This is a genomic window from Paraburkholderia sp. GW821-FHT02A12 (assembly GCF_059422005.1).
The window spans coordinates 4,300,114-4,325,222 of sequence record NZ_JBWKWA010000001.1 but is presented as its reverse complement, the minus strand read 5'-3'; the positions used below and the strand labels follow the sequence as shown (position 1 = coordinate 4,325,222).

Here is a 25,109-nt window from a genome sequence, read left to right as displayed (position 1 = left end):
TGTTCTCCTTCACTGACTGACGGGCATCGAAGCGGACATCGAGGCGGGCACGACCTGGTATTCCAGTTGGGCCCAGGTTTGCGATACGTCGCGCTGCAGGTCGAGCACCTGAAGCTGAGCATCGAGTTGCGCACGCCTTGCAGCGAATGTGTCCGCCAGCGACCCGGTGCCTGCCTTGTACGCCGCAGCCGCGAGTTGCACGCGCTGGTCCGCAGCCGGCAGCAGGGAATGGGTGAGATTGGTAATGCGTTCGCGACCACTGGTCAGGGTTGCGGACTGCGTGCGGATATCCGCTTCGACCTGACGCTGCGCGTCCTCGTACATCAGGCGCGCCTTGGTGCCAAGTTCCGCTTTTTCGGCGGCGTCACGGTCCTGACGGTTCTTGCGGTTCAGGGGCAGCGGGATGCTGACGCCAACGGACACCATGTTCGAGTACTGCCCGCCACGTTGCTGGTAGGAGACTTCCCATGTCCAGTTGGGGCGGCGGTTGCTGTTGGCGACAGCGGTATCGGCGTCAGCTACGGCAATGTCCCGGGCGGCTGCGACGAGTGCCGGTTGCACCTGACGAAGCTCGTCGGGCGGCAGGGACGATACATAGGATTGCGGTGCCGGCGGGTCGCCGGCCACATCGGATACGGGAACGGCCGTCCATCTGGACAGGCCGATGAGTGCGGTCTGAAACGTCTGCTGGGCCTTCAGCAACTGGTCCTGGGTCTGCGCCAGCATTGCCTGGGCTTGCGTGACATCGGCCGCAGTCGATTTCGCCCCACGATAAGAGGCTTTCGTCGCATCCAGCTCATGGGTGATGTGGTCAACGAGTTCCTGCTGCAGCGAGACAGCTTTCTTCGCATAGACCGCGTTCAGCCACGCCGTGGCCGTTTGCTGGCGCGTGTTCGCGAGCTGGGCCAGATAGCCGGCGCGCTCGCGGTCCACGACGTCGTTCGCCAGAGCGGACCGCAGCCGTCGCTTGTCGCCAGACACCCATTCCTGTTCGATGCCGATACGGCGCATGGTCATGAAATCCTGACCGATGGTGAACCGTTGCGGCCCGTTCACCGGCAGGTTGTCGACGCCAGCCTTCAGCATCGGGTCGGGCAACTGGCCGGCCCGGACGGCCAACTCTGAACTGGCACGGACTGAAGCCTGCGCAGCCCCCATGGCGGCAGAGCGGTCGGTAGCAGACTGGAGCGCCGCATCAAGCGTGACGGGTGCTTCCTGAGCGTGTGCAGCAACGCTCGTGAAAATCAGCGCGGCGACGAGCGAACGCGTGCGCAGTGGTGCACGCCGGCATGACGGCGTGCCAATAGTTAAAGGCATGTTCTAACCCCAACGGCGGACTCCCACAGGGAATCCACGTCCTGGACGCAGGACGACCTCGCCGCAAACGCGGCGAACCTGTCAGAAAGGGATTAGATGGCGCGAGGAGGTCGCCAGAGACCGGCCGGTTCACGGACGGACAGCGACTGTGCGTAATGGAAGGCGACGGGGCTGGACAGCCCGGCGGGACGGGTTACCTCGGTAGTGGAGACCGGGTGATACAGACTACCGAGTTGGCATTGCGCCGTTACCTTGCAGAAGAAGCCTTTGGCTTTCCCCGGCTGCGAGGATTTCATCGTCTCGCAGCCCGGCATCTCCGAAGACATCGCACTACCATCGTCGGAGCCCATGCTCATCTGCATCGGACATTCTCCAGTCAGCCCGCTTGCTGCCAGCCCACTGATGGGCAGCACAGCGCAAAGCAACAGGAGCAGCAATGTCCGGAGAAATTTCATGGCTCGGATTATAGCGAAGGTATTTTATTCATGTTCCATGGAATTTGTAGCCTGCGTCGCCCTCCGCACACAGCGGTCGCTCGATTAAAGCGCTTACTGCCCCTTGACCTTCCCGCCGTGGGAAGGTCCATGCTGTGGCACGCTGTCTCGTCGAAGTGGTCGAACGTTAATACTTTTCAGCGATGCTCAATCTGCTCTCGGGGCACGTGGCGAACGTCGGTACCCTTAACAACGTAGACGACAAACTCAGCGATGTTGGTCGCGTGGTCGCCGATACGTTCAATGGCCTTCGCTATGAACAGGTAGTCGAGTCCCATCGAGATTGTCCGGGGGTCTTCCATCATGGACGTTATGAGCTTGCGCACGAAGGTCTCGAACTCGTTATCGATAGCTTCGTCGTCCCGGACAATCTGCGCGGCTGCAACGGTATCCATCCTCGCAAATGCATCAAGCGCCCGGCGAAGAATGTGTGATGCCATTTCGCCGGAGGCCTTGATTTCAGCGATGTTAACGGTTCGCGCGTTGGTCTCCATGGCGATGCGGCGGGTTCGCTTCGCAATCTTCCTGGCCTCGTCGCCTGCACGCTCGAGGTTGGTGACGCACTTCGAGGCAGCCATCAGAAGTCGCAGGTCACGAGCCGTGGGCTGTCGACGAGCGATGATGTTGCTCACTTCCTCGTCGATTTCAATTTCCATCGCATTGAGCCGGTGTTCACCCTCACGGACCTGCTCAACAAGTGTCAAATCGAAGGTGTTCAGCGCCTCCATCGCGCATGTAATCTGTGCCTCGACCAGCCCGCCCATTTCGAGCAGCCTCGTTGAAAGCCGGTTGAGGTCGACGTCAAACCTGCTGGAAAGATGTTTATCCGACATCTTCGCTCCTCGGCCGAACTCGCCAGTGGTTCAAACCTCCGTTACACGACGCAATTGGCGGCCGCAAACATTGCGTCATCAACCACGGAGTGCCTGTACAAATCGTTGAAACCCTTGAAGGGCTCAACGTCGACGGAAGCATCGACAATGGGTGCCTGATTCGTTGTACGTGCTACCACTCCGTCAGTGTCGTTTCCTCGAAGGCGCGACGGTTGTGCAGTCCTGTCAGACCGTTGGTTCGGGCGAGCAACCGACAGTCCAAGTCGCGCGAGGCGGACATAAGCAACGAAGAATTGCTAGCGTGCGATGCGGAAGCACGCTAGCCACGTCCAGTGGGGAAATCGCCCCGCTACTATTTTGCTGGTCGACCGGTCTTGACGGTTTCGACTGCAGAAATAGCGGCCAGCAGACGCTTGGATGCGGCCGATTCGAGCAGGAGCAGGCCAGCCCGCAGTAGCTCGCTCTTTTTCACCGACACGCCTGCGTCAAGACACTTCTGTTTCAGCGCCGCGATTTTTTCGTAGTCGGACTTCGGCATGGTGAAGCTGTCACGCACGACCTTTTCCTTCTTCTCGCGCTTCGGCTTCATTTCAGCAGCGGGACTGGCTGGCGCCGCCTCGACCGCTGCGGCGCGCTTCTGTTTTGCGGCCTTTGTCGAGACAGGTTTCGCATCTGCGACTTCGCTGGCCGGCGCGTTTACCTCATGTGCCTGCTTGCCATCGGCCTTCGCGTGGCCGTTTACGTTCTTGGGAAAGTGAAAGGCCTTCTTTGTCGGCTTCCTGATGCTTGCTTCGCTCATGTCCATCTCCTGATGGGGAAATGATATAAACAGTATATACGGTTTTTGAGCGTTTCCCAGACTGCATCGGCGATACTACCCTACGGATATGGCTCGCAAATTGTCCACGTAATCTGTTTGCAAGGCTGTGGACGATTCGCGAGCAAGCGGGGCAAGCCTCTGAAACGATTGAATTTGTGCAGTGCGCGCTCGACGTGTGCATCTGCCGGGTCGCTAGTGGCCGTCGCGGAGATGTGGAGTAGGCACGCTACCAGTCAGGTGAACGACAGAATCTGTGTAGACAAAATGACGACAACTGACCTGCCTCAACGATAGATCGATTCAATTTGCATGCGGGTCGACAACATCGTTTAATCGGCTTTCCGCAGGCGCGCGCCCTCCCTTCGAAAGTCAGGAGCACACCATGGTCCAGCCCAACTTTGAAGATGTCGTCAAGGCAATTGCCTCCGACACCAATACACCGACTGAGACTGTGTCGAAAATGTATGCGGACACGTGGGCCGAATACAGCGACGGTGCGCGAATCCTGGACTACCTGACCGTCCTGGTCACCAAACGCGTTCGTGAAAATCTGCGCGGTGTTCCGCAAGATCGGCACTAGGCGAGCGCCACAAAGTTCATTAAATCGCCTCACGATACCCAGTGTCGATCTCGGGTACTGGAGAGGCTGCTCAGGGTTGCAGCATTCCCGGGGTTCCCTGTCATTGACGACGACTCCGATCTATCGCGCCGCGCGGAAACGAAGCAACGAAAATCCGCCGGGAGGTAAGTGAGACTGGGCGTTAGGGCGGGGCGCTGGCTGAACGGCTATCGTGTCGTGCGCAATATCTTGTGCACGTTGTGCATGTGATGCCTCTTCTGGTCTTGCAGATACCTGACGGCTTCTTCGACCACCTTTCGCTCGCCGAGCTGGAACGAATACTCTCGAAGTAACGTTTCGCTCGTGACGAGGTCATTGAGCTTCCCGAGTTCGTCCTGCAACGACGTCAACCGCTCAATTGTCGCCTGATGACTGCCATCGAGGACCGGCGAAAAGAACTCCAGCAGATATCGCAGCTTCTTCGCCGCGATTCGCACCTCGTGAAGCGCAGCGTACCCTGAATATTTATCCGATACCGCTCGATTCACTCGCTTCCTCAGTGTCCTCTCAACCGATTCCACACGGTCCTCGGCAAACCCGGCGAGCGTCAGAGTGTTGGCTCGCGAATCCAACTGGTGTCGGGCGCCTGCCAGCGCACGCTGCAGCATCTGTTCAACGCCGGCGTTCCCGATTGTCCTGCGGCTGAACGACAGGGCGTCGGCGCGATGCACGTCTACAGACTCGATGAGCGAGGTAAAAACCGGCTGCATCGACCGGTCAGCGGCAAGCAGGTCGCGCAGGATATCCCAGTCGCGAGTTTTGCCTGCAGCGTTGGCCAGGGATTTGAACTCTCCACGTTGCAGCTCCGAGTCTTTCCGGTCGAGTAGCGGCTCGTACGCCCACCAGAGCGAGCGCAGCCGGCGTAGAGCGACACGAAGCTTGTGCAGGACTTCAGGGTCTGCTTTCAAATGCAATGCGCGAGCACGCCGCGCAGCGTCTCCAGAAATTGACGTCGCCAAACGCACAAACGCGTCGGACGTCGACGTTGCCGGTGTTATCGAATCCACATTTCCGCTGTCGTCGCCAGCAATCGGTGTGGACGCTCCGGCTGTTGCCGGCACGAGAATGTGGGAGTTCATTTCCGGGACACCCGCGAATTTAGCATTGTGGAGGGAGATAGCCAGCGGCTAACACCTGCTCACACGGTAGCTCCACGACGCGCCATGATTTCGGACGCTATCTGCCCATCCGTTCAGATCGTACAACGACGAATGACCGAAAGCCAATGCGCCCCTTGGTCTCACCGAAGTACCGTGGAAAATCCCTTATGCCTGTCAATGCTTAACGATGATTCGGGTCGCGTGCCTGGGACAATGACGCTCGCTCAATACCGCGTGGGACGTTGTCACGTGACCTGGCTCGCACAGCACGAGCCAGACTGCTGCATTGGCGGACACCTGCTGGTTCCATACGGGGGGCGACCATCCGTGCATATATCAGGCGAATTGGCTTAGCATGTCGAGTAAGTATCTGCGCCCATCAAGAAAGTAACCGCTTCCGCCGTAAACGCAGAGAGTTGCCGTCGATTGACGCGGCCCGGAAACTAACCTTCACCGCGCGGCCACACTATGTCAGGCAGGACGTCCATCCTCAATTCAATTCTTGCGACACCGTCGTCGGGGCACGGGCAGGTTACAGCTGCCATCCGGTCGTCACTGCTATCGACGTTGTTTGAGAATACCCGGCCACTGCTCCTGTCGGGCCTCGCCAGCGCATTTGTTGCGTTCATTGCCCTCGTCCGTCTGCATCAGATGTGGGCGGCTCTATGGCTGGTAGCGGATATATGCGTCCTCGCCGCGCGACTCGGCATCGCGCATGCCTACGTCGTGCGCAACCGGACAGAAGCGACCCATCCGGGTCCGTGGGCAACGCACTACGCGCCGGTTTCGCTGCTGGCCTGCTTCCTGTTCGGCATCGGGACGATGGCCTGTGTCATGTCCCCGGATGCGGAGTTGGCCTCACTCGCCGTCATGGTAACCGCCGGAATTCTTGGCGGTATAGCGTCGAGAAATGCAGCCTTGCCCCGTCTGGCCATCGCACAGATTTGCCTGGGCGCATTACCCATTGGTCTGGGCGCGCTGCTCGCACCTCGCGGCGGGTCGTGGATTCTCGTGCCGCCACTCTTCATGTACATCGCCGCAATGGCTTCGGTTGTCCGGAGACACTATCAGGTGCTCGTTGCCCTGATGACGGCTGAACAGCGACATGCTGAACTTGCAGCCAGATTCGACGCCGCATTGGCGCATATGCCTCACGGGCTATGCACGATTGATAGCGCCGGCAAGGTGATTATTGCCAACCGCCGAACCGCAGAACTGTTCGGCGCGACTGTCGAAATGCTGAAGCTCAACGTCCCGCTCCCGGAATTTATCGGCCATGTGGGACTGGTGAAGTTTGGGGAAACGCTCAGAAGGCAACTTGTCGAGCAGTGCGCTGTATGGCTGTCAAAGGAAGGGAGTCCGTTCGACATGGAACTCAACGACGGCCGCCAGCTCGAGATGACCCGAAACCCGGTACCCGATGGAAGCGCTGTCATCATTATCGAGGACGTTACGGAGCGCCGGGAGTCCGAAGCGAAAATCCTCTATCTGGCGCGTCACGACCCACTCACGGGCCTTCCCAATCGCCGCGAACTGCGCGACGAGATTGAACGGATACTTTGCCGTTCCGCGGCAAACCGCGAACCCGCAGTGGCGGTGATGTATCTCGATCTGGACGGTTTCAAACAGGTTAACGACAGACTTGGTCATCATGCCGGAGACGAGGTACTGGTAACCGTCGCAAACCGATTGCGAGAGTTGCTTCAACGTGAAGAGTTGGTGGCGCGACTCGGCGGCGATGAGTTCGCCATTGTCTTCGAGAACGCAACACCTTCCGGCGCCGTCGCACTCGCTCAACGCGTTATCCGCCAAATAGCCACGCCGTATTGGCTATCAATCGGCGAGGCTGTCAGCATCGGCACCAGCATCGGCATTGCGTTCTCGGCGAGCGGCGAGTCCTTCGAACGATTGATGAAGCGAGCCGACGCGGCGTTGTACGACGCAAAGGAAGCCGGCAAGGGTACGTATCGCTTCTCGACCGCGGAGGAAATTCCTTGTGGGACTCGCTCGCCCACATTGCAAAGGTCTCAATAGCTCGCGCGCCCCGCAAGCGCGAGCACCCGGCTGCTTCCGTTTCTCACTGCACACACCATCGGCCCAGGCGTCGTTTCGCCGAGCGCGAGGCCATCTATCATCTGAAGGCCGCTCAACCAGTGGTAATGATCGACGGCGCCCTGACAGACGTACGGCAGCACCGCATATGCGCCGCCGAGGCTCACCACCGGCTCGACCGCTTCGACGCGGCGGCTGCCCGTTTCATCCTCCGGCGCAAATCGACTTTGTCGCATTGAAACTCCGAACGCTGCAGTCTTCGATTGGATGTTCCGCAATGAGCGGATGCGCCGGTGCGTCGATGCACCGCTTCAGCGTCTACAACTCCGGACGCACTAGATCGCTGGTCACGATATGTTCGCCGTACACTTGCGCGGCCGCTACCGCTTCCAGCTTAGTGGGAAACGGCCCAAGTTCCGGCGCGCCGTCGAATGGGAACAGCACGCGGCCGTCGGTCGTTCGAACCACCTTCAACACGCCGAAGAAGCGTCGGTAGCCGGCCAGTTTCGACGTCGCCGAAACTTCAAAGTCTTCCTCGGACGTCGCGGGTACGCTGGGAATAAATGCGGTCTTGCTCATACCTGAAACATCTCTTGTTCGATGGGGCAGCATCTGCTCAGAAAGCCGGAGCTTCACCCGGTTGTTCCGGGGAAGGCGTTCATTGTCTCAAATCTCCGTGGATTCAACCTGAAACGCAACCCGCCTGCCGCACTCGACCTGGATCGGACAACGCCCGTCACGCGCCCTTGAGCGCTGCCTCATGTTCGGCCGCGAGCGCCATGTCCATCTCGCTCGCCTTCACGAAACTCGGCCGCGCGCAAATGCGCTCGGCGTACCCCAGCAATACCGGTGTTTCAGGCACCAGCTGGAACAGCATCCCCCAATGCAGCGCGATGCCCCACAAGATATCCGCGGCGGAAATCTTGTCCCCGAGCAAATAGGGAGATGCTTGCAACCGGGCGGCCACCGTTCCGATCATCGAATCGAAATCTCCATAAGGTGATCGCGCCGGCGGCGCCGGCTCACGCTTCATCGACTTGTCGACCAGCGCCGGCTCATAGCACGCCGCGTAGTACACCAGCCAGCGAAGATACGGCCCGCGCAACGGGTCGTTCAACGCCGGCGCGAGGCCGGCTTCCGGGAACAGGTCGGCCAGATAAATAAAGATCGCGACCTGTTCGGTCACCAGCGCGTCGCCGTGATAGATCGCCGGCACCTTGCCGAGCGGGTTGATCGCGAGATACGGCGCCTTGCGCTGCTCGCCGGCCTTCATGTTCAGCACCTTCAGCTGATACGGGGCGCCGAGTTCTTCGAGCAGCGTGAGCGTACTGATCGAGCGGCATTGTGGTGAATGGAACAGCGTGATCGTGCGGTCTGTGGTCATGGCGAGGCCCTCTGGTTAAACGTCTTGAGCATTGGCAACAATGATGCTGCACTGGGTTCACCCATCTTAAGCGCCCATACCTGTCAGTTTGTGTCAGGTATCACTACACTTGTCCGCATGCGAGCCATGCCGCCTACTTTCCATTCTGATGACGTTGCAAGCGCGTGGGCAGGTCACGGCCCAATCGCTCGCCGACGAATGCGCGGTCTCGCTGCGCACCATTTATCGCGACATCGACGCGTTGAGCGCCGCAGGCGTCCCCGTGCGTAGCGAGCGCGGCGCGGAAGGCGGCTACCGGTTGCTAGACGGCTACCGCACGCGCCTTAACGGTCTGTCGTCGCAAGAAGAGCCGAGGCGCTGTTTCTCGCCGGCTTGCCGGGGCCTGTGCAGGCGCTTGGCCTAGGTGCGGTGATGGCGGGCGCGCAAACCAAGCTGCTCGCCGCATTGCCGGTCGAACTGCGCTCCACCGCCGAGCGCATGCGCTCGCGTTTTCACCTCGACGCCCCCGCCTGGTTCTCCGATGCAGATCAGCCCGCGCATCTGCCGCTGATCGCCAACGCGGTCTGGGAACAGCACCCGTTGCAGATTCGCTATCAAAGCTGGAAGGCCGAAAAGTTTCGCCGGATCGAACCGCTTGGCATCGTGCTGAAAAGCGGCGCGTGGTATGTGGCCGGGCGCGTAGATGCGGATATCCGCATCTACCGCATCTCTCGTATTCGCGATTTGAACGTGCTGGACGACACCTTCGAACGGCCGGCCGCCTTCGATCTCGCTGCGTTCTGGCAGGACAGCACACAGCGTCTGTCCGAACAGATGCATGCGAGCGAGGCGACGCTGCGTCTGTCGCCGTGGGGCATGCAAATGCTCGAAGCCTTCGTGTCGCCGTTCGCGCGTGCCGCGGCCACGATCAGCGAACCGGATGCGGCGGATGGCTCGCGCACCGTCACGCTGCCCGTCGGCTCGGTGAGACAGGCGTGTGCGGAGCTACTGCGCTTCGGCGCCGAAGCCGAAGTGCTGGCGCCGCCGGAACTGCGCGCGCAGATGGCGGAGGTTGCCGCGGCCTTGCATCGCCGCTACGGGCAATGACGCCGCCGCCCGATCCGATGCGCACCAGTTAAGTTGAGCACTCTCTCGATGGAAAATTGCAACTAACGGCACATAAGTTACGAGTCGAAACACTGGTCAGCAATCCTGCGGGGAGGGCAATTGCAGGCTGTTCAAGTCAGGATCGCTGCGTGACACCGCGGCGCGCGGGGTGTTCTTCCACATCGGCCGGCCCGCTTTGATAAGACGAATTTTGGCTGATCGGTACCTCATTTTGGGGCAGCGCTATAATTCGCGAATTCCCTTCCTTCTCTATCCTCCGTCATGAGCCGGTTACTTTGCCTGATCGTGCTTTCGCTCGGCCTGATGCAAGCCGCAACGGCTGAGGAAAACACTGACCGCATGTCCGCGTATCTGACGCAAAAATTCGGTCTGGCGAAGGAAAAGGCTCAAAAGATTTCGGACGCGGTGCAATCCGCCGCCTCGAAGTATTCACTTCCGCCGGCACTGCTGCTGGCGATCATCTCGATCGAATCCCGCTTCAAGGAAAAGGCCAAGGGCGCCAACGGCGCAACCGGCCTGATGCAGGTCGTGCCAGGCGCCCACAGAGGGATGCTGAGACACGTGAAGGACCTGACCGAGCCGACCACTAACATCGACGTCGGTTCGGCGATCCTGTACGGCTACATGCGCTCGGCCAATGGCGACCTGAACGCTGCGCTCAAGAGCTACGGCGGCTCGCAGACGTACGCGCAGAAGGTGAGCTTGCGCGTCGAAGACTTCGCTGAAGTGGCCGGCCCGCAAGACTCGGCGCGGCAGCCGGACGTGCCGGCCGGCATGTGCGAGGCGCGTCCGGCCGATCGTTGTGCGGCGCCGGGCCACTGGGCCAACTCCTTTGCAATGCCGGCCGGCAACGCTGCCGGGACGATCGGCGCGTCGGGGTTGTCGAACGGATTGCCCGCGGCTTCGAACTGAGCTCCTGCCCCTTTTCTGCTTATACGTTGCAGCCGACCGCGGCGCTGTAACCGGCCGTCACGCCATGTAAGGCGGCGCCACGCGCGGGCTGCACGCTTTTTACGCAGCTTGCGCAACGCGCTCTACAATGCATTCCCAGTCGAGTTCACGTAGCGCCCCTTCCGATCGATCATGTTCACCTCGTTTTTCAAAACCACCGCCGCCTCGCTCGGGTTGCTCGCGCTTGCCGCTTGCAGCAGCACCCCGCAGCCGAAATTCCAGCAGGAATTATTCGAAACGGGCGCGAGCCCCTACGCCCGCAATTTCAACTCGAGCACCACCGATACCTGTGAAGCCGCGCGCCGCGCTTTGCTGAGCCAGGGCTATCTGACAACCATGACGCGCACCGATACCGTCGACGGTACGAAGAATTTTCAGCCCACCGGGGATTCGCACGTCGTCGTGGAATTTCATGTCGTCTGTACACCGGGTGAAGAGGCGAGCGATACGAGCATCGTCTATGTGAACGCCGTGCAAAACGGCTTTGCCCTGAAGAAAAGCGATACGTCGGCGAGCGTCGGGTTGAGCGTGCTGGGGTCGTTGTCGCTGCCGATCCGTTCGAACAGCGATGCGATGGTAAAGATTTCAAGCGAGACCATTCCGTCGGGGAAGTTCTACGACCGTTTCTTCGGCCTCGTCGACCACTATCTGCAGACGGTGGTGCGCACGCAGCCGGTGTCAAACAGCCGCATCGAGACGCGCATGTTGCCCGTGCCGGTCGAAGGCTCGGTTCCATTGCGATCTCCATCGCCCGTTCCGGCGATGCCCGCAGCGGTAGGGAAGGCTGCTTCCGTGCAACCTGCAAGCGCGAGTGGCATAGCGCCCTGATTGCATCTGGCCACGCTTGCGCCGTGATTGCCCGGCGCATGTTCAGCCCTTGAGTTCAGCGTGCAGCGGTACTTATCCTATGTCTTTTACTTCATACGTATATATATGTAGTAATAGTTAACAAGGGCTAAGCCCTTCTGTGGATAAGTCTTAAATTCCCCGCCGCATCAACGGCATGCGAAAACCATAACCTTGCGGAACACGTCTGTAGAAAAACTACGAAGACGGGATAACTTTGGCGGCGCTCGCTCTTCGGCCCGTCTTATCAAGATTCCGCGCACAGGCTGTCCGACCCGCTATCCCGACGTTATCCATAGGCAGACGTGGATAACTCGGGTTCTTCGCAGTGACTTCCACATGCCGCTTCCGCCAGCTTTTCATCGATGCCATCCGCTCGCCACCGTACATACTTTGACGCTCCGAGGCGCGCACATTGAAGTCGGACGGTACGAAGATTGCGTGTCTCATTTTGCAAGCGCAACTGTTGCTATTTTGTCAAAACCTATTCAGCAACGCCCGATCCAGGCATAGAGTTAAAGTGTTTTATGAAGTTATTGGTGCGGTGCGGGGGGTGTAATGAAACGCAGAACAGCACGACAGCTAGTCCGCCTTCTTTCGGATATCAGGCATGCCGCTCATTGCAGCACGCTGCGGGCGGCGGCGACCAACCGGGCCATGGCCCTCGCATCCGCCGAACACGATGCGGACGCAGCCGGCGACAGTGACGAAAGCACCGAAGCCGCGCGCGAATCACGTCAAGACAAACCGGTCCGGAGCGGATCATGAAAGCCGCGAGCGAGCATTCGCTGCGTTTCCTGGTCGAGAAATGGCTGGCGCCGGGACCCTCGATTCCGGTTCACGTGACCGAATTCAGCCGTACCAGGCTGGGTGGCAGGCGTTATGTCCGCGTCGAGGCCTCATTGGAAACCGGCTCGCGCGGTTTGTTTTTCTTTCGCCACGACGACGGCTGCTGGTGCGTGTTCCCACCCACTGGGGACACGCCCAAAATGTTCGCCCAGCCGCGCGCGGCTTAATGTCGAAGCGCACGAGGCGCTTCGACGACGGTGCCGAGGCTCTACGAGCGGATCACGTCGCGCAGATAGGCGTCCAGCATGGCAGCGTCGCCCTCGGGCCGTTTGTAGTCAGACGGACTTTGTACATCGGCTAGCGGCGCTTCGATAAACCGATGGATCGCCGGTCGCCGCGGGCCATATTCGCCTTCGCCCGCCCGCATTTTCAGCGCGAGCAGCGCATTGATTTCGGCGAGCAGCGACAGATCATTGAAACATCGATCCGCGCGCACCCGCTAACCCTTCACGCACACCACTTGCCGCAGCGTGTGGACCACCTCGACGAGACTGCGCTGCGCCGCCATGACGGCGTCGATGTCCTTATAGGCCATCGGGATTTCGTCGATCACGCCTGCGTCCTTACGGCATTCGACGTGCGCCGTCGCCTTGATCTGGTCCTCGACGGAAAAGCGCCGCTTTGCTTCGGTGCGGCTCATCGCACGACCCGCGCCATGACTGCATGAACAGAAGCTCTCCGCATTGCCGAGCCCGCGCACGATAAAACTCTTCGCGCCCATCGAGCCCGGAATGATGCCGAGTTGCCCCTTCTGCGCCGACACCGCGCCCTTGCGCGTCACCAGAATCTCCGTGCCGAAGTGACGTTCCTTCTGCACGTAGTTGTGGTGGCAGTTCACCGCGTGCTCATCGAGCGAAAACGGCTTGGCGATAATCGACTGCGCCGCGCGGATCACCGCGCCCATCATCAGTTCGCGATTCTGCCGCGCGTAGTCCTGAGCCCAGCCGACCGCTTCGACATAATCGTCGAAGTGCGCGCTGCCTTCTTCAAAGTAGGCGAGGTTCCAGTCCGGCAGATTGGCAAGGTGCTGCCGCATATCCGCTTGCGCCAGTTCGATGAACAGATTGCCGATCGCATTGCCGACGCCGCGCGAACCGCTGTGCAGCATGAACCACACGCTGTCCGCTTCGTCCACGCACACTTCGACAAAGTGATTGCCGGTGCCGAGCGTACCCAGATGCACGTAGTTGTTAGTGCGCGCGAGTTTCGGATACTTGTCGACGATGCGCTTGAAGCCCGCGGCGAGCGACTTCCACGCGATGTCGACCGGCTGCGGCGGCCGTTCCCACGCGCCCGGATCACGCCGGCCCGGCGCTCGGCCGTGCGGCACCGCGCGTTCGATTGCGCTGCGCAGGCCGGCCAGCGAGTCCGGCAGATCCGCTGCTTTGAGCGTAGTGCGGACAGCCATCATGCCGCAGCCGATGTCCACGCCGACCGCCGCCGGAATGATCGCGCCGAGCGTGGGAATCACGCTGCCGATCGTCGAGCCTTTGCCCGCGTGCACATCCGGCATCACCGCCAGGTGCTTGAAGATGAACGGCAGCCTGGCCGTGTACATGAGTTGATCGCGTGCAAAATCGTCGACGGCGACGCCTTCGGTCCACATCTTGACCGGCTTGCCGTCCGCGACTTCCATCAGTTGGTAATCCATTTTGCTTCTCTCTCTTTTGTACAGCGGCCGCCTGTCTCACCGCGGCCGCACTTTAACTCTACGACGTTTGCGCGCCCTTGATGCTCACCAGTCCGTTCAGCACCTGATCCAGCCCGCCGAACATGGAGATCCGGTCGATGCGTTCCGCGATCCGCTCGAGCGTTTCGAGTTCCTTCAGGCGCAAGGCCATCGGGTTCTCTTCCATCACCTTCTCGGTGTTCAGCAGCGAGGGCGCTCGTCGCGCGATAATCGCGCAACAGCCATGACGTTCACGGAGCGGCTGAGCCGCCGAGCCGACCGATTTTCAGGTAAACACAATGGACGAGAAAGACTGGATCGCCGGCGCCGCCAAGGCGCTTGCGATCATCGAAGCATTCGACGAAGCGCACACACGCATGACACCGACCATGGTGGCCTCGCGTGCGGCGCTGTCGCGCACAGCGGCGCGCCGCTATCTGCTGACGCTACGTGAACTCGGCTACGTGGACACCGACGGCAAGCTGTTCTGGCTAGCGCCGCGGGTGCTGCGGCTCGGCCAGTCGTATCTGGATTCGGCGCGCTTGCCGCGCACGGTGCAACCCTTCCTGCAGCGCATCACGGCCACCGTTCAGGAAACCGCACTGGTTGCGATTCTCGACGAACACGACGTGGTCTACGTCGCCCGCAATGGCGTGAACCGGGCGATGGCGGTCGGATTCGTGCTCGGCTCGCGAGCGCCCGCGCCGTTGTCGTCGGCGGGCCTGGTCCTGCTGGCGTTTCGCGCGCCGGAGGATATCGAGCAGTGGCTCGCCTCGTACCCGATCAAGGTGTTCACGCCGTACACGTATTCGACAGTCGGGCAGTTGCGCGAAGTGCTCGGCGAAATCCGCCGCAATGGCTATGTGGTCACCGATCAGCAACTGGAACTGGGTATGCGCGGTGTTGCGGTGCCGCTGCGAGACCGGCACGGCTTGGTGGTGGCGGCGATCAGCGTCAGCATGCCGATCGGCCAGGAGTCGGCAAACGCCGCGCTGCACCGGGTGCTGCCGACCTTGCAGGAAACCGCCAGCCTGCTGCGCAACCTGGTCTAAAACGATCACCTAGGTAATTGCCCTAATGCGATGTATTTAATGAGTGAAAGCAACGTGTCTCCCGGAAAATACATATCGAGTTTTAGGCATGACAAACCGCCTACACTGCGTAATACTCTCCCGCGGGGAGCGGGAAGGCGCTCAAGCCATGTCTGCTTTACCGTGCAGCTTATTCATTCACATCGACTCTGCCGTTCAGGTTTGGGGAACAACACATGAAAAAAGTTATCGTCTCGCTCGCAGCAGCATCGATCGCGCTGGTTTCCGTTCAAGCTTTCGCACAGGCATCGGACGCAGCAGCGCCGGCAGCTGCAGCTAGCACGCCGAAGAAGCACCACATCAAGAAGCTGAAGACGCACGGCAAGCGCGCTCCGGTTTCGGCAGCCGCTTCGGCAGCCGGCACGAACGACAAGGGCACGGCGAACTAAGCTGAAGCTATAGTTCAGCGTCACCTGCAAAAAGGCCAGAGCTTCTGCTCTGGCCTTTTTGTATTCGGGCGGCGGTTTGTTGTTTGCCTGCCCGTCGCGCAGGTGCCGCGCGGCAATGGCGCTCGCGGCAACCTTAACCCGCGAGGCCGCGTTTGATGACTTCGTTCAGCAGTCCGGTCATGCCGTGCGGATGCGCGACAGCCCGTTCTTTCAGTTGCGCGACCAGTTCGCCGTCCAGCTTGCAGGCAAAGGCGACGAGGCCCTGCGCCTGATCGAGCTTGCGCTGCTCGCGGCGATCGAGTTTCGGCTCGGCGGCCGCGGCTTTGCCGAAACGGTCGGTGGTCGCCAGTTTCATTGCGTTGTTCAGCTTGAGTGCCTTGTTCTTTTCAAGGTCGGTCTTTTTCATCGCCATACGGAAGGCCTCTGCCAGATAAGTAATCCCGCATTGTACGCATCGCGCCACGCACTACGTGAGCGGCGGCGCTCAGGACTCACGCGGCGTGCAGGCGCCGATCGATTTCTGCTCGGGTGCCGCTCCGGCAGCCCGGTCCGGTGCACCGGCCACGCTGTCCATCAGCGCGCGCATTCTTTGCCAGTGCGTGCCTTCCCAGAACACGCGCCGGCAGACGTCGCAGGTGACGAATTGCGTATGCCGTTCCAGCACGCCTTCGGGCGCGCGGCCGGCGACTTCTTCTTTGGCGATGCGCCGCAACGGCGCATTGCACATCAGGCACAAGCGAAACGGCTGCGCGCTGCCGGCCAGATCGAGCCGTTCAAACACTTCGCGCAACTGCTCGCGGGGCCTCAGCGTGCGCACGTAGCAACCGTGCGTGATAGTGCGGCGTTTCAATAACTCGCGGTCGCGCGTTAGAACGATGCGCTGTTCCTCGGCGGCGAGCGTTTCGATATCGGCGTCGGGGTAATGGTTGTCGTAGAGTGTATCGAAGCCGGCTAGCCGCAGCAGCGGCGCGAGACCGCCCAGATGCGCATCGGCGATGAAGCGCATGACGCGCAGCGGCCGCTCGCGCACGCGCAACAGCGGCTGGATGTCGAGCGCTTCAAACTTCGGATAGACGGCGATGCGGTCGCCGTCCGAGACCGGGTGATTGAAACCGACCGATTCGCCGTTCACCAGAATCAGCTCGACTTCCGTATGCGGCACGCCGAGCGCCTCGATCATGTGCTTCGCGGTGGCGCCGTTCGCGCAGGCGCAACTGAACGCGCGCCGGCGCAGCGGCCGGGCGAGAAAGTCGTTCAGCTCCTCATAGAAGCGGAATGTCGCGGTGACCATCGCATCAGTATCGCACCGTGTTTCGATGCGTGCTGTCCTGCACGTGTCGCACGGGTGTGCTTTACTTCCAGTTCTTTAGAAAAGACGGAGCGACAGATGGACATCGGTTTTATCGGTCTCGGCGAGATGGGCGCCGCGATGGTTGCCAATATTTTGAAAGCTGGGCATCAGGTGCGCGTGTGGAACCGCTCGCCGGAACGCGCGCAGCGGCTCGCCGAGGCGGGTGCGCGGATCGTCGCGACTCCGGCCGAAGCGTTTGCGGGCGACGCTGTGTTCTCGATGCTCGCCGACGATGCCGCGCTGCGCGAAGTCATCACCGCGTCGCTGCTGGAGCACGCCACGCGCGGCCTGATCCACGTGAACATGGCGACGATCTCGGTGGCGCTCGCCGAGGAACTGGCGACGGCGCATGCGTCGCGCGGCGTCAATTACGTCGCCGCGCCGGTACTGGGGCGGCCCGACGTCGCGGCGGCGGGCAAGCTGACGATCGTCGCCGGCGGCCCGGCCGAGGCGATCGACCGCCTTCAGCCGATTTTCGACGTCATCGGCCAGAAAACGTGGCGGATCGGTTCGCTGCCGCAGCAGGCGAACGTGATGAAGCTGGCGGCGAACTTCATGCTGGCCGCCGCCGTCGAGACGCTCGGCGAGGCGGCGACGCTGGTGACCGGGCACGGCGTTGCGATGCAGGATTTCCTCGACGTGATCACAAGCGGTCTTTTCCCAGGCCCGGTGTATCAGGGCTACGGCAAGTTGATCGCGGAGCAGCGCTACGAGCCGGCGCTGTTCAAGGCGCGCCTTGGGCTGAAGGACGTGCGTCTTGCACTGGCCGCCGCCGACGCGGTGACGACGCCGCTGCCGATTGCGAGCGTCGTGCGCGACAGCCTGCTGGAAGCGGTGGCTCACGGGGACGGCGAGAAAGACTTCGCGGTGCTGGGCGAGGTGGCGGCGCGGCGGGCAGGGCGCTGAATCTCCGCGCGTGGGCGGTGTCGGGCGAAGGCGAGTCCGCAAGGCGTGGCGATTTCTGTATTCCGGCGCTGAGCCGCCGCGGGCTGCCGCTGGAAGTCAAGTAGCACTGCTGCGCCGCGGATCCGCGTGAGCGGGCATAATAGCCGCCCGATCTTTTTTTCGCGTCGATTCTCATGAGTCTGCATACCTGGTGGCTATTCGCCGCCACCGTCTTCGTCGTTTCCGCGATTCCTGGCCCGAACATGCTGCTGGTCATGACTCACGGCGCCCGGCACGGCCTGCGCCGCTCCAGCGCGACCATGGCCGGGTGTCTGTCGGCGCTGGTTCTGATGCTGGCGGTGTCGGCGGCAGGCCTTGGCGTGTTTCTCGAAGCATGGCCGGCGATGTTCAACGCGTTGCGCATGATCGGCGCCGCGTACCTCGTCTATCTGGGCATCAAGGCATGGCGTGCGCCGGCCGACGAAGCCGCCGCCGGCGAAGCAGACGAACTGGCCGCAAAACCCGCGCGTTCGCGCGCCGCGCTGTTTCGCAATGGCTTCCTCGTGGCCGGCAGCAACCCGAAGGCGATTCTGTTCGCCGCCGCGCTGCTGCCGCAATTCATCGACGCCGCGCAGCCGAAGCTGCCGCAGTTCGGCGTCCTCGTCGCCACGTTCGCGGTCATCGAGGTGAGCTGGTATCTCGTGTACGCCGGATTCGGCACGCGGATCGGCGCCAAATTGAAGAGCCGCAGCGTCGCGAAGATGTTCAATCGTCTGACGGGCGGGGTGTTTGTTGGCTTCGGCGCGATGATGGCGCTAGTGCGCCACTAGGCGGGCGCTTAGCGCCGTCATCAATCCGACCAGTAAAGTGTTGCGTGTAAGCAACGACGAGGGTCAACCCTAATTTGAATGTTGCGCCGCACCAAACCGCTTGCTATAGTTCGTCTTGTCTCCTCCATGTCTCCTCTGATATGGATTCAGCCCGCCAACTTAGGCGGGCTTTTTTTTACCCTGAATTTCGCGTTTCGCCCGGAATCCCGAACGACAAAGCCGGCTGCCCCCTGGAAGGGCCGCCGGCTTTGTCACGTCTGCGTCGAACCTAGAACTTGTACGAGACGGCCAGGAACGAAATAATCGGATCCGCTTTCAGCTCCGCCTTGGAGACACCCAGTTCCGTGCCGTCCGCCGCCTTGATGATGACCGACGAGGTCGTCTTCAGCGGGATGTACGTGACCGACGCCACCATGCCCCAGTGATCGGTGATGTTGTACGACAGACCCGCATTGAACACCGGCTGCCATGACGACGAAGCCTTCGCCGATACCTGCGTCTGCCCGGGCTTGCCCGCGCCGGCGGCCAGCACCGCGCCGAGGTTGTTCTGCGTCGACTGCACGAAGTTCGGGCTCAGCTGGACATCGGAGAACCAGTTGTACGACACGCCGATGCCGACGAACGGCCTGAACTTCGCGGTCGGCGCATTGAAGTAGTACTGGAACAGCAGCGCCGGGCTCCATTGACGCACGCTCTTCACGATCGGATTGGTCTGCGGATCGCCGAGATTCTGCTGGCCGAGCGCGCCCGCTGGTCCCGGCGGCTTGATGGTGCCGTGTCCATAGATCTTGAAGACCGGCGGTACGCCCGCCACCGTCGTCACCGCGATGTGGTCGGTGAGGTAATGACTGAACACGAGGCCGGCGGTGTCGGCTTTGGTAGTCGACAAGCCTGTGCCGGCCGACGTGAACGAGCTCGGCAGACGCAGCGGCGTATTGATCGGCGTCGGCGCGACGTTGGTGGTCAGCGGCGTGCTCGAATCCTGCGGCATGACGTGAAACCAGCCGAATACGGCGACGTTGTCGCCCGCATGCTGGGCGTGAGCACTGGCGGACAGGCAAGCGGCCAGTACCGCGAGATAGATTTTTTTCATGTTGTTCCCCCTCCTGATGCGCGCGCGCCTGGAAAGGCGCGTGGCGGCGGCCCGGCGGCCCGGCCGTTGCGCTGAATACTCTGTGGGCGCCGGCTGCCGCGTCGTTGCCGGACGCAGCAGCCGGGACGCAAACGCCCTCGTTGCGTGCAGGCGGCGCGTGCTTCGCCCGTTACTGGACGAAGGCGCCGATCGTGAAGTACGGCGAGGCCGCGTTGGTCAGATCGAGGTAGCCGAACACGCCGCCCGTGAAGATCATCTTTCCGGTCGGCGTGGTGCCCGTCGAGGCGCCCACATGGGTCGTCGTCACCACGCCCGGCACGGTTTGCGTGAAGCTCAGATCCAGTGCCGTCGCAAGCGAAGCCTGCGACGGATTGAACGGATCGAGCAGCGTGGCCTGCGTGCCTTCGAGTGCGGTGGTGCGGTAGTCGAACTGGCTATCCACGCCGATGTACTCGCCGTTCTGCGAGTTCAGCGCGATCGCGTTTTGCGGCGCCAGGATCGAGATGCCCGATTCGTCGTCCGCGTACGGTCCGAGCTCGCCGTTCTGCGGCACGGTGACCGACGAGTTCGCTGCGCCGGCGCGAACCAGGATCGGCACCAGCTGGTTGCGCAGCTTGCCGACGATCATGTAGCCCCTGGCTTTCGGCGTAGTGGCGAGCGTCGGTTTGGCCTGGCCCTGGAAGTTGTTGGTCTGGAACGCGCCGCTGCCGTCGGACGCCTGCACGAGGTTCGTGCCCGGCTGCTGACACTTGCCCGCGTTGACCCCGGAGTTGTCGCACTCGCTCCACGTGCCGTCCGCGTTGATCGTGATCTTCGAATCGACCGCGACCGGCGCGAAGTTTTGCGACGGAACCTGGTGATAGCCGAGCTGGTTGTAGGTGCCCGCCACATTCGCGATGTTTGTTTCAATCGACGAGAAGCCGATGAACGGGTAGTACGGGAACTTGGTATCGGGTACCGCGCCCACGCCGAGAATCCCGCCGAACGAGATTTCCGCGCCCGGAATCGTGCCGCCCGCGACGCCTTCGCCAACGAAAATCCGCGCCGGACGGTTCGGATCGAGACTCGCGCCGTTCAGCCGGAAAGCGCACTGATTGAGCTTGTTCGTCGGCAGCAAGGTTTCCTGCGTCAGCGTGCCGCTTGCAGTCTGACCGGCGCGCGTTGGCACGACGGTGCCGGGGGTCGCCGGAATCGGCGATTCGATGTAGCTGACTTGCCAGGTCATCCTGGTCGTATCGAGTTGCAGCTTGACCAGTTCGCCGTCGCCGCCGCCGCCCGTGAACACCGTGCCGTAGTCGAGCGAAGCAGGACACAGGCGAACTTCAGTCACCGGTCCGTCACCGCCACCACCACCGCCGCACGCCCCCAGCAACGGTGCCGCAAGAGCGAGCACCGAAAGGAATCTCCAATTCATACCGCCTCCAGAATTTTCTCGTTGTGTGTGGCCGGCTCCCAGTCCAGCCACCTCTCTTGCTCTAGTTATTTCTCGTACTGCCAACTGCTGTCTGGCCGTCCCTTATTTGCTGATCTGCGCTCCGACGCCGAAGTACGGTGCGCCGGCAGCGGAGCCATTGAGTTGCGAGGTCGGCGCCACGCCGCCATTCATCGTGTCCTGAATGGCGATCGCGTACAGGCCGCCGGAGGCAATCGCCAAACCGGTCTTGCCGTTCTTGTCCTGCACGGCGACCAGCCCCGGGCTCGGCAGGCCGTAGCCCAAACCGAAACCGTCTTCCGTCGTGGAGGTCGTCGGGTTGATGAAGGTGCCCACGCCGGCCTGGATCAACGTCGCGGTGTACTTGAAGTTCGAGTCCGCGCCGACATAGCCGCCGTCGAAACCGCCGGATGCGAGCGGTGTGGCGGTGGCGAGCATGGCGATGCCGGATTCGTCGTCGACCTTGGCGTCGAGATGCAACGGCGCCGTGCCAAGATTCACTGAGCCCGTGCGGATGACGAGCGGCACCGTCGCACCGTTGATCTGACCGAGAATCATGTGTGCCTGAGCCGACTTGCCGCTCGGCTGATTGAACGGCGGCAGCTTCAGTTGCGCACCGATCTGCGGCGCCTGCTGGCTGTCGAAGTAGCCGCTGCTGTTGACGGTCCACGCCGTACCGGTCGTCAGGCATCCGCTCGTGCTCGGGTTGAAGGCGGCGTTGGCCTGATTGGAGCCGGTGCAGTTGCCGCTTGCATCGAAGGTTTCAACCGTGTTGGTGGCCGTTGCCGCGTAAGAGCCCGAGGGCACGATGTGGTAGAGCAGGCCGTTGTAGGTGCCAGCCAGCTTGGTGAGGTCCGTCGTCGTGCTGGCAAAGCCGAGGAACGGATAGAAGTCGAAATGCCGCTTGGGCACGGCGCCGATGTTCTGCAGGCCCGGCAACGGAGCAATGGTCAGCCCGGCGTACTCGACCGTCGCGCCAGGAATGCCGCCGCCCGCTACGCCCAGGCCGACCAGGATCATCGGCGGGTTCGGGTTGTTGACGAAGTCGGGCGTCGTGTAAGTCGTGCCGTCGGCAGCCGCGGTGCCGGTGCCTTTGCCGAGGATGAACGCGCAACGTGTCTGCTCCGCGGTCGGCAGCGTGCCGGTCGGCGGGTGAATCACCGCGCCGGTGATCTGCGTGCCTTCACGCGTCACCGTGACGTCGGCGCTGGTCAACGGGATCGGCGACTTGAGCCACTTCAGCGTGTAGGTCATCGCGGTGGCGTCGATATTCAGTTGCACCACTTCACCGCTGCCTGCGCCGCCGAGGAATGTGGTCTTGACGATGTCCGCATTGGCCGGACACAGCGCGGCTGGGCCCGCGCCCTGAGCCGGCGGACCCTGGACGCCGCAGCTCGAACCCGAGCACTGCGGCGCACTGATCGCGCTGGGATTGTCGGCTTTGCCGCCGCCGCAAGCGATGAGAAATGGGACCGTGGCAATGGCCGTTGTCAAGCCTCGAATAATGGCACGCGACATCCTGCTGTCTCCCTTCATGTAATTGTGCGAAGTAATTTCGCTGCGCAGTTAATGCCTGTCAATTGAAAGAACCGTCTAAAAAGACTGATTCAAACAGCGCCTTTTTTGCGGGATGCATGCTGGATGGATGCTGGCGGGCCTTTTAAACAAAAAGGAATTTTTGCTGGCACAGCGGTACCGTTGCTTCGCCGCACACGCTTACCAGGCAAGCGAAACAGCAAAAAGGCTCTATCATCTTCGAACGATCGTTCGCGGAAAAATCAGGAGTTTCCCCAGGCGGAAAACTATGCTGTGTGAGTCGATCTCGGGAACGATTTACCGACTCGATGATGAATAGTCCGATTTTTGTTTTAAAAGAAATACGGGCTACTACCGATTAACTGAGAAAGAAGGATTTGATGTGCGGGTTTTAAAACAGAAAAGCCGGTCTTTGCAGACCGGCTTTTCTCTGGATTAACGGCCAATGCCGTCTCGATCGCGGACGTATTAGCGTTTCAATCCGCTTTCTTCGGCGGCGCCGATCGCGAGGTTCATGCACTGGATCGCCGCGCCCGATGCGCCTTTGCCCAGGTTATCCAGACGCGCGACAGTCACGAAGCGCTCCTCGTTGCCGAACACGAACAGGTCGACACGATTGGTGTCGTTGTTCGCCTGCACGTCGAAGAAGCCGCCGTCGAGGTTTGCGTCTGCATCGAACGAGGCGACGTTCACGAACGCCTCGCCCGCGTAGTATTCGGCGAACAGCGCCTGCACGTCTTGCGGCGCCGCCTTCTTGGCCAACTGGTTCGGCGAGAAGAAGGTGGTGACCGCCAGACCCTTGTAGAAGTCGCCGATGATCGGCGTGAACACCGGTGCCGACTTCAGGCCCGTATGCGCCGCCATTTCCGGCAGATGCTTGTGCGTGAGGCCGAGCGCGTACGGACGCGGGCTCTTGAGCCTGGCGTTGCTGCCGGCTTCGTAGTCGGCAATCATCTTCTTGCCGCCGCCGCTGTAGCCGGTGATCGAGTACGCATGCGCGGCGAAGTCCGGCGCCACGACGCCTGCGTCGACGAGCGGACGCATCGCCAGCACGAACGCCGACGCGTGACAGCCCGGCACGGCGATGCGTTTCGCGGTGCGCAGACGCTCGCGCTGCGAGCGCGCCAGTTCAGGCAGACCGTAAGCCCAGTCGGCGGCAGTGCGGAAGGCCGTGCTGGCGTCGATCAGCACGGTACGATCGTTGTCCACCAGCGAGGCCGATTCGCGCGAGGCGACATCCGGTAGGCACAGGAACGTGACGTCCGATGCGTTGATGAGACGACGGCGCTCGTCGAGGTCTTTGCGCTTCGCTTCTTCGATACGCAGAATCTCCACGTCGGCGCGTTGCGACAGGTATTCGAAAATCTTCAGGCCGGTCGTGCCTTCCTGTCCGTCGACAAAAACTTTCGTGCTCATCTCGATCTCACTGGCTGCTTGGCTGGAAACGGGGCGCGACACCGCGCCGGAACGCTATTTTAAGACGTGATGGCGGTGGTCGTACTGATCGGGGTGCAAAAGGGGTGAAAAATAGGGTGAAAAAACGACGATGTGCGCCAAAAATGACATCGGCGCGACCGGTTATGCGGCAGATGCAAGCCGATACAGGCGGGTTCGGAGCAGATTGACGAGCGGCCGAGTGCGGTTGCACCGTGCGCCTGTCGATGCGTGCAGTACCTGCGGCATAGGCGCGCTGCAAGCTGCTGCCCGGGGACGCAAGCCGCGCGCGCCAGCGCCCGTTATCGCGTCGCGGCGGTCCACCGCGCCGTGACCCCGGCGATGCGCGCGCCGAACATCCGTGCCGTTTCCAGATCGCCCGCGGCCGGCGCTATCGCCCGTAATTGACCACCATCCGCGCACTGCCGAGCGTCGCGGTGCTGATCTCGTGATCGAACATCAGCGCCGGGCGGCCCTGCCCGAGCCGCAGGTCGGCGGTGCTCAGCGCATAAACGGTGATCACATAGCGATGTGGTTTGCCGGGTGGCGGGCAGGGGCCGCCGTAGCCGTCGACGTCGAAATCGTTGCGCGCTTCGACCGCACCGAGTTTCTTGAGGTAGCCCGACGAGCTGGCGTTCTCCGGCAAGCGGTCGACGGTGGCCGGAATGCCAGCGACCGCCCAATGCCACCAGCCGCGGCCAGGCGCATCCGGGTCGAACAGGGTGACCGCGAAGCTGCGCGCGCCGGCCGGCGCGTCGTGCCAGGTCAGTTGCGGCGAGCGGTTGCCGCCTTTGCAGTCGTCCTGATTGAAGACTTGCGCGGCATCCACCGTCCCGCCTGCATGGAAGCTGGCGCTGGTGAGCGCGAATGTGCCTTCGGCGAGCGCGTGAGGGCCCTGCGCCGCCAGTAGCGCAAGACTCAGCATTGCGCAGGTGAAGGACGGCAGGCGGCGGTAGGTTGAGGCAAGCGAAACAACCAGGCAACGCGAGCGCATGTGCCGGTTCTCCTGTCAGGGCGCGAGGCGGTT

General features: G+C 61.7%; 27 protein-coding genes and 2 pseudogenes. 11 read left to right on the top strand and 18 right to left on the bottom strand.

What is annotated here, in order from left to right; translation table 11 throughout:
* Positions 1–9: 9 nt before the first annotated feature.
* From AC07WT_RS20010 to AC07WT_RS19995, 4 genes are all read right to left on the bottom strand, one after another.
* On the bottom strand, positions 10–1,317 hold the full coding sequence (locus AC07WT_RS20010; protein WP_494948194.1) for a TolC family protein: 1,308 nt from the start codon (positions 1,315–1,317) through the stop codon (positions 10–12).
* A 92-nt stretch (positions 1,318–1,409) separates the two neighbouring features.
* Positions 1,410–1,772, bottom strand: coding sequence for a hypothetical protein (locus AC07WT_RS20005; protein WP_492592696.1), 363 nt, complete (start codon positions 1,770–1,772; stop codon positions 1,410–1,412).
* A gap of 176 nt (positions 1,773–1,948) precedes the next feature.
* Positions 1,949–2,644, bottom strand: coding sequence for a phosphate signaling complex protein PhoU (gene phoU / locus AC07WT_RS20000; RefSeq protein WP_492592697.1), 696 nt, complete (start codon positions 2,642–2,644; stop codon positions 1,949–1,951).
* A gap of 352 nt (positions 2,645–2,996) precedes the next feature.
* Positions 2,997–3,443 carry a hypothetical protein gene (locus tag AC07WT_RS19995; protein WP_492592698.1) on the bottom strand — a complete coding sequence of 149 codons (447 nt, stop codon included), beginning with the start codon at positions 3,441–3,443 and terminating at the stop codon, positions 2,997–2,999.
* A 403-nt stretch (positions 3,444–3,846) separates the two neighbouring features.
* Here AC07WT_RS19995 and AC07WT_RS19990 point away from each other — a divergent pair, with 403 nt between their 5' ends.
* Entirely contained in the window at positions 3,847–4,044 is a 198-nt protein-coding gene (locus AC07WT_RS19990) for a DUF3562 domain-containing protein (RefSeq protein WP_492592699.1), read from the top strand.
* Positions 4,045–4,250: 206 nt separating this feature from the next.
* Here AC07WT_RS19990 and AC07WT_RS19985 read toward each other — a convergent pair whose 3' ends face one another.
* Positions 4,251–5,162, bottom strand: coding sequence for a CHAD domain-containing protein (locus AC07WT_RS19985; RefSeq protein ID WP_494948193.1), 912 nt, complete (start codon positions 5,160–5,162; stop codon positions 4,251–4,253).
* Between the two features lie 489 nt (positions 5,163–5,651).
* On the opposite strand from AC07WT_RS19985, the gene AC07WT_RS19980 reads away from it, so the two are divergent.
* The gene (locus tag AC07WT_RS19980; RefSeq protein ID WP_494948192.1) at positions 5,652–7,217 is read left to right on the top strand and encodes a diguanylate cyclase domain-containing protein; all 1,566 of its coding nucleotides are present in this window, start codon (positions 5,652–5,654) and stop codon (positions 7,215–7,217) included.
* Between the two features lie 44 nt (positions 7,218–7,261).
* On the opposite strand, the pseudogene AC07WT_RS19975 reads toward AC07WT_RS19980, so the two are convergent.
* From AC07WT_RS19975 to AC07WT_RS19965, 3 genes and pseudogenes are all read right to left on the bottom strand, one after another.
* Positions 7,262–7,405 (bottom strand): annotated as a pseudogene (locus tag AC07WT_RS19975) (chromate transporter); the annotation flags it as partial.
* A gap of 148 nt (positions 7,406–7,553) precedes the next feature.
* Entirely contained in the window at positions 7,554–7,814 is a 261-nt protein-coding gene (locus AC07WT_RS19970; RefSeq protein WP_494948191.1) for a DUF6723 family protein, read from the bottom strand.
* Positions 7,815–7,971: 157 nt separating this feature from the next.
* Entirely contained in the window at positions 7,972–8,619 is a 648-nt protein-coding gene (locus AC07WT_RS19965) for a glutathione S-transferase family protein (protein WP_494948190.1), read from the bottom strand.
* A gap of 148 nt (positions 8,620–8,767) precedes the next feature.
* Between AC07WT_RS19965 and AC07WT_RS19960 the strand changes: the two genes are divergently transcribed.
* The 5 genes from AC07WT_RS19960 (at position 8,768) to AC07WT_RS19940 (ending at position 12,539) form a co-directional block, all read left to right on the top strand.
* On the top strand, positions 8,768–9,022 hold the full coding sequence (locus AC07WT_RS19960) for a helix-turn-helix transcriptional regulator (protein ID WP_494948189.1): 255 nt from the start codon (positions 8,768–8,770) through the stop codon (positions 9,020–9,022).
* A gap of 8 nt (positions 9,023–9,030) precedes the next feature.
* On the top strand, positions 9,031–9,705 hold the full coding sequence (locus tag AC07WT_RS19955; protein WP_494948188.1) for a helix-turn-helix transcriptional regulator: 675 nt from the start codon (positions 9,031–9,033) through the stop codon (positions 9,703–9,705).
* Between the two features lie 282 nt (positions 9,706–9,987).
* Complete coding sequence (locus AC07WT_RS19950) at positions 9,988–10,638, top strand: lytic transglycosylase domain-containing protein (RefSeq protein WP_494948187.1); 651 nt, start codon at positions 9,988–9,990, stop codon at positions 10,636–10,638.
* Between the two features lie 171 nt (positions 10,639–10,809).
* Positions 10,810–11,505 (top strand): DUF2242 domain-containing protein, encoded by a 696-nt coding sequence (locus AC07WT_RS19945; protein ID WP_494948186.1) that lies wholly within the window; start codon positions 10,810–10,812, stop codon positions 11,503–11,505.
* A 782-nt stretch (positions 11,506–12,287) separates the two neighbouring features.
* Positions 12,288–12,539, top strand: a complete 252-nt coding sequence (locus AC07WT_RS19940) for a hypothetical protein (protein ID WP_492592706.1) — start codon at positions 12,288–12,290, stop codon at positions 12,537–12,539.
* A 41-nt stretch (positions 12,540–12,580) separates the two neighbouring features.
* On the opposite strand, the gene AC07WT_RS19935 is transcribed toward AC07WT_RS19940, so the two are convergent.
* From AC07WT_RS19935 to AC07WT_RS19925, 3 genes and pseudogenes are all read right to left on the bottom strand, one after another.
* On the bottom strand, positions 12,581–12,808 hold the full coding sequence (locus AC07WT_RS19935; protein WP_494948185.1) for a DNA polymerase beta superfamily protein: 228 nt from the start codon (positions 12,806–12,808) through the stop codon (positions 12,581–12,583).
* Positions 12,809–12,811: 3 nt separating this feature from the next.
* Positions 12,812–14,023, bottom strand: coding sequence for an RtcB family protein (locus tag AC07WT_RS19930; RefSeq protein ID WP_494948184.1), 1,212 nt, complete (start codon positions 14,021–14,023; stop codon positions 12,812–12,814).
* A 58-nt stretch (positions 14,024–14,081) separates the two neighbouring features.
* Positions 14,082–14,252, bottom strand: a pseudogene (locus AC07WT_RS19925) (slipin family protein); the annotation flags it as partial.
* An 88-nt stretch (positions 14,253–14,340) separates the two neighbouring features.
* On the opposite strand from AC07WT_RS19925, the gene AC07WT_RS19920 reads away from it, so the two are divergent.
* Positions 14,341–15,093, top strand: coding sequence for an IclR family transcriptional regulator domain-containing protein (locus AC07WT_RS19920; RefSeq protein ID WP_494948183.1), 753 nt, complete (start codon positions 14,341–14,343; stop codon positions 15,091–15,093).
* A 215-nt stretch (positions 15,094–15,308) separates the two neighbouring features.
* Complete coding sequence (locus AC07WT_RS19915; protein ID WP_492592710.1) at positions 15,309–15,521, top strand: hypothetical protein; 213 nt, start codon at positions 15,309–15,311, stop codon at positions 15,519–15,521.
* Positions 15,522–15,654: 133 nt separating this feature from the next.
* On the opposite strand, the gene AC07WT_RS19910 is transcribed toward AC07WT_RS19915, so the two are convergent.
* Together AC07WT_RS19910 and AC07WT_RS19905 are read right to left on the bottom strand one after the other, a co-directional pair.
* Positions 15,655–15,933, bottom strand: coding sequence for a hypothetical protein (locus AC07WT_RS19910; protein ID WP_492592711.1), 279 nt, complete (start codon positions 15,931–15,933; stop codon positions 15,655–15,657).
* Between the two features lie 72 nt (positions 15,934–16,005).
* On the bottom strand, positions 16,006–16,812 hold the full coding sequence (locus tag AC07WT_RS19905) for a Mut7-C RNAse domain-containing protein (RefSeq protein WP_494948182.1): 807 nt from the start codon (positions 16,810–16,812) through the stop codon (positions 16,006–16,008).
* Positions 16,813–16,908: 96 nt separating this feature from the next.
* Between AC07WT_RS19905 and AC07WT_RS19900 the strand changes: the two genes are divergently transcribed.
* Both AC07WT_RS19900 and AC07WT_RS19895 read left to right on the top strand, forming a co-directional pair.
* Positions 16,909–17,778 carry an NAD(P)-dependent oxidoreductase gene (locus AC07WT_RS19900; RefSeq protein WP_494948181.1) on the top strand — a complete coding sequence of 290 codons (870 nt, stop codon included), beginning with the start codon at positions 16,909–16,911 and terminating at the stop codon, positions 17,776–17,778.
* Positions 17,779–17,951: 173 nt separating this feature from the next.
* A complete protein-coding gene (locus tag AC07WT_RS19895) occupies positions 17,952–18,587 on the top strand; it encodes a LysE family translocator (protein WP_494948180.1) in 636 nt (211 codons plus the stop codon).
* A gap of 268 nt (positions 18,588–18,855) precedes the next feature.
* On the opposite strand, the gene AC07WT_RS19890 is transcribed toward AC07WT_RS19895, so the two are convergent.
* From AC07WT_RS19890 to AC07WT_RS19870, 5 genes are all read right to left on the bottom strand, one after another.
* The gene (locus AC07WT_RS19890; protein WP_494948179.1) at positions 18,856–19,680 is read right to left on the bottom strand and encodes an OmpW/AlkL family protein; all 825 of its coding nucleotides are present in this window, start codon (positions 19,678–19,680) and stop codon (positions 18,856–18,858) included.
* 169 nt (positions 19,681–19,849) lie between these two features.
* Positions 19,850–21,094 (bottom strand): DUF2957 domain-containing protein, encoded by a 1,245-nt coding sequence (locus AC07WT_RS19885; RefSeq protein ID WP_494948178.1) that lies wholly within the window; start codon positions 21,092–21,094, stop codon positions 19,850–19,852.
* A gap of 102 nt (positions 21,095–21,196) precedes the next feature.
* Positions 21,197–22,630: a DUF2957 domain-containing protein gene (locus tag AC07WT_RS19880; protein WP_494948177.1), complete on the bottom strand. Its 1,434-nt coding sequence runs from the start codon at positions 22,628–22,630 to the stop codon at positions 21,197–21,199.
* Positions 22,631–23,116: 486 nt separating this feature from the next.
* The gene (gene argC / locus AC07WT_RS19875) at positions 23,117–24,064 is read right to left on the bottom strand and encodes an N-acetyl-gamma-glutamyl-phosphate reductase (RefSeq protein ID WP_494948176.1); all 948 of its coding nucleotides are present in this window, start codon (positions 24,062–24,064) and stop codon (positions 23,117–23,119) included.
* Between the two features lie 409 nt (positions 24,065–24,473).
* The gene (locus AC07WT_RS19870; RefSeq protein WP_492592719.1) at positions 24,474–25,076 is read right to left on the bottom strand and encodes a YbhB/YbcL family Raf kinase inhibitor-like protein; all 603 of its coding nucleotides are present in this window, start codon (positions 25,074–25,076) and stop codon (positions 24,474–24,476) included.
* Positions 25,077–25,109: the final 33 nt, after the last annotated feature.